Here is a 3,432-nt window from a genome sequence, read left to right on the forward strand (position 1 = left end):
TAATAAATGTGAGTGCAACCCGTCAACTGGGTAAGTTGAAACCTTGAAGAGTATGAATTTACTCTAGGGTAGCAGGTTGCCCTAAAAATTATAAAGATATACCTGTGTAATGTTACATGTGTACTTTTATCTTTTATAACTTAGAACCATGCACTGGTTATTGTATTGTGAGGGTGGGATCGGGGAACTAAAATTCTAACAAGTCGTTTAAAAGGACAAAAAACAGTTGGCTTTTGCTTCTTCGTCGCTAATTTTAGCCAACAATTTTTTGTCTCTTAACGAGGCGTTAGAAAGCCTATGAAGAATTTTATTTACCTTTTAGCTTTGTTACTTTTATTTGGTTGTGGGAAAAAAGAGTCTGATCCTGTTTGGGATTGGGGGTATTTACCTTCGTCAGAAATATCGAACTCTAAACGGGAACAATGTGCTCATGAGTATTACCAGTCTTTTCCAATTTCTACAGATAGTCGAGAAAGCCTTAGAATTGGACAAAGTTCTATTTCCGGCCGCTCTCATAAACACTATATTGGTTCTGGTTGTATGGTTGCTACTGTAAGCACAAGAGTCTATTTGGATGCTGACAAACAAGCTAATAATTTTTACTCGGTTTCTGTTTCAATGCCAACTTTAGATGATAGGTGCAGGCGCAACTCTGACATGCCAGCATGTAAGGTAAGCTCAGTTAGTCATACAGTCTTATTTTCTAGAGATATTTCAGCTAGTGAGATTGGTGACTATTTTAAAAGTAAGACTATGAATCAAATCGTAAGTTATGACGAACATAGCCGTGTTGTATCTTTTCAACTCAGAAATAAAAGCCTTGAGTATAGAATCCAGGCTTTCTAACAAAGCAAATTAAAAGTGCGGACAAAAAACAGTTGGCTTTGTTCGTACCTCACAAATTTTAGCCAACTATTTTTAGCCGTATAGGAAAGTCATGCGTAAATCCAAATTAATTTCTTCAATTCTTACTGTTATTGGAGCTCTTGGCCTTTCAAGCCCTTCACAAGCTCAAGTTATATCAGATGATTATAAATTTATTGCAGGTGACGTATTAATAAAAAAAGAAAAACTATGGAAAACAGTAAAAATTATTGAAGTAGATAAATTTGAAAATAATCAAATAATATTGCACACATCAGTTTTTGATGATGTTAAAAATAAACCAACCTTAGCGACTTTAGAAAACATTCCTGTTCAAATACTTCATGCGCCAATATCTAATGAATCTTTTATTAATTCTTGGGAATTACTCGGAAATCAAGAGATTAAAAATACTGATTTAGGTGGTTTTTTTGAATATTTAAAACATACTAATTTTCCTCGTTATGCAGAAGTTACAAATCAAAACGTAGACGAACTGATTACATTAGCAAACGCGAAATATAAAGAAGCCTATGCACTAGGACAAGAATCAAAACTTCAGGAAGCTATAAGTTTATATTCAGAAGCAATTGATATTTTCCCTATGTTTTTTGAGGCTATTGATAATATCGCCTTTGCATATATGGATATGGGTGATAATGAAAAGGCTATTGAATTTTTCGATAAGTCCCTAAGTATAGAGCCTAAAGGTTTTACTGCGCTTTATTATAAAGGCCAATGTTATATCAATTTAAGAGACCGTGATTCTGCTATGGCTATTTTTAAAGATGGTATGACTCGTTTCCCTGAAAAAAAAGCTGCATTTGAAGAGATATATTTAAAATTAAAAAATATGCGTAGTAACGGCTAACAAGGCATTTCAGCAGGAAAAAAACAGCTGGTTATTGCTCTCGCTAATTTTAACCAGCTATTTTATTGCCTCTGAATGAGGCGTTAGCACTCAGAACCATACAACAAGGTGGTTTTATGTTTCCATTAGAGGTATTTATTACTTATACGTTAGCTTGTTTGCTACTGGTTATTTCACCGGGTCCGGATAATTTGCTCGCTATAGGTCGAGGATTGAGTCAAGGTCGACTAGCCGCGGTTGTTTCAGGTATGTCTTCCGGTGCGGGTATCTTGTTTCATGTTATAGCAGCGACCTTTGGACTTACTGTGCTTATTCAAACTTCTGAAGTGGCGTTTTACGCTGTGAAGCTAGTTGGTGCTGCCTACTTAATTTGGTTAGGCGTGAAAGTACTTCGTACGAGAAGTATATTTTCTTTAGAGCCTGCGAAAAAACAGCCTTTGAAAGTTATCTTTTCTACTGGTTTTCTATCTGCCGCACTTAACCCTAAGCCAGGTATGTTTGTCCTTGCTTTTGTACCTCAATTTGTAAATCCAAGTTTAGGGTCAGTCACAACTCAAATGATCGGTTATGGAATTTGGTTTGCTGTATTAACTGCAATTGGTTTTAGCTTAATGGGTATTTTCTCGTCTCAGTTGTCCGAGTGGTTTCAAAACAAGCCTAAGCTAGTATCTGGGCTAAATATTGGTGCAGGTATCACATTCGTGTCTTCTGGGTTAGCTGTGGCGTTTATGAAGCAACGATAAACTGTGTGCTAACAAGAGACTATGGCGTCAATAGCTAATTTTAAACTTTTGGCGCTTCCAACATAACCCCGTCTCTGAGCATTGAATTTAAGATCACAATCATCTTCCTAACACACGCAATGAGCGCTACTTTTTTTGGTTTCCCAGTAGCAACTAATCGCTGATAGGTTGATTTAAAAACAGGGTTAGATTGGATAGCTGACATCATCGCTATGTATAAAACGGTGCGCACTTGATGTCGACCACCTTGGATTTTACGGAGCCCTTTATAGCGTCCACTTTCGCGATTCATTGGTGCAACACCTAATAAAGAACTAGCTTCTTTGTTCGACATATAGCCAAGTTCAGGTAAGTTACTGATGATAGATGCAGCAGCAATTTTGCCAATGCCTTTCATACTTTGTAGGATCGTGTTTTTGGCTGAATACTCAGGACATGATTCAATGAGTTTTAGAATTTTATTGTCAATTTTCTCAATTTGATTTTTGAAGGCCGTTAAAATAGGTTTAATGGTTGAAATCAGTTCTTTTGGTAAGATTTGAAGGCGGTTTTTTTCCATCGTTTGCATGACTAATAGCTGATTTCTTCTGGCAACCAAATCGCTCATAGCCTGCATTATGTCAGGCTTTAGGGTGGAGAGTGAGGGTTTAATTGCTTCACCATAATGTGCGATTAATTGCAATCATGCAGGACAGGCAAGCTAGGCTATCAATCTTGGCAATGTGATACGTGTGGCGAGGTAAAACAAGTTGGATGAAGTTGCCGAGACCGCCATTGCCCACGCTGTCAAAGTATGGCAACAACACAGTGGGCGCAAAAACAGCAAGCACGTTTATTACCTTGTCGCTATTTCCACCTTGTTTTTACATTGCCACATGAGCTGAATAGTGTGGCTCGCTATGACCCAAGTACGCTTTATCAGTGTTTATTTAAAGCAGTGTGGGAAACCCTCAG

3 protein-coding genes and 2 pseudogenes are annotated in these 3,432 nt (G+C 37.4%); 4 read left to right on the forward strand and 1 reads right to left on the reverse strand.

Annotated features, from left to right (window positions below):
* The first annotated feature begins 297 nt into the window (after positions 1-297).
* From SANK73390_RS01770 to SANK73390_RS01780, 3 genes are all read left to right on the forward strand, one after another.
* Positions 298-846 (forward strand): hypothetical protein, encoded by a 549-nt coding sequence (locus tag SANK73390_RS01770; protein WP_462762783.1) that lies wholly within the window; start codon positions 298-300, stop codon positions 844-846.
* 91 nt (positions 847-937) lie between these two features.
* Positions 938-1,735 carry a tetratricopeptide repeat protein gene (locus SANK73390_RS01775; RefSeq protein WP_462762785.1) on the forward strand — a complete coding sequence of 266 codons (798 nt, stop codon included), beginning with the start codon at positions 938-940 and terminating at the stop codon, positions 1,733-1,735.
* 116 nt (positions 1,736-1,851) lie between these two features.
* Complete coding sequence (locus tag SANK73390_RS01780) at positions 1,852-2,478, forward strand: LysE family translocator (RefSeq protein ID WP_462762788.1); 627 nt, start codon at positions 1,852-1,854, stop codon at positions 2,476-2,478.
* Between the two features lie 40 nt (positions 2,479-2,518).
* Here SANK73390_RS01780 and SANK73390_RS01785 read toward each other — a convergent pair.
* A pseudogene (locus SANK73390_RS01785) lies at positions 2,519-3,157 on the reverse strand (IS110 family transposase); the annotation flags it as partial.
* Between SANK73390_RS01785 and SANK73390_RS01790 the strand changes: the two are divergent.
* Positions 3,155-3,432 (forward strand): annotated as a pseudogene (locus tag SANK73390_RS01790) (IS91 family transposase); the annotation flags it as partial. The pseudogenes SANK73390_RS01785 and SANK73390_RS01790 sit on opposite strands and share 3 nt — an antisense overlap.

The organism is Pseudoalteromonas sp. SANK 73390, assembly GCF_054966645.1.

What these genes read in the sequence shown, in the direction of transcription:
- SANK73390_RS01770 (WP_462762783.1), top strand. Translation starts at nt 298, where the DNA reads ATGAAGAATTTTATTTACCTTTTAGCTTTGTTACTTTTATTTGGTTGT.
- SANK73390_RS01775 (WP_462762785.1), top strand. Translation starts at nt 938, where the DNA reads ATGCGTAAATCCAAATTAATTTCTTCAATTCTTACTGTTATTGGAGCT.
- SANK73390_RS01780 (WP_462762788.1), top strand. Translation starts at nt 1,852, where the DNA reads ATGTTTCCATTAGAGGTATTTATTACTTATACGTTAGCTTGTTTGCTA.